The organism is Dellaglioa sp. CoH-57-MRSF-22, from assembly GCF_056781895.1.
In genome coordinates this window covers 1-262 of the sequence record NZ_JBXAXT010000231.1, presented here as the reverse complement: position 1 = coordinate 262, position 262 = coordinate 1, and the positions used below count along the sequence as shown (strand labels likewise).

Genomic DNA, 262 nt, shown 5'->3' with positions numbered 1-262 from the left:
GGACACGCGACCGCGTTCGACGATCCATGTCGAAGACGGTGCGGCGCTTGCGCTGGCCATGCTTCTTGGCTCTATGGCCGAAAGCGAAAACCCTATCGTGGTCGAAGCGTGGACCCGACTGAAGTTTGAGCTTACGGCTTGGAATTCTACGGCCACTGGCCACCGGCAATCCATTCGCTTTCTGAATCGCAACATCGCGGGCATCAAGAAGTTGGAGCGTGCGGAAGCGATCGAATTGACGATCACGAAGAAACAGTAATAC

At 55.7% G+C, this 262-nt stretch carries 1 protein-coding gene; it reads left to right on the top strand.

Annotated elements, in window-relative coordinates; all coding sequences use genetic code 11:
- Window positions 1-259, top strand: a 259-nt coding sequence (locus AC1RPR_RS08900) for a hypothetical protein (protein ID WP_481763587.1), incomplete at its 5' end; no start/stop codon positions are given.
- Window positions 260-262 lie beyond the last annotated feature (3 nt).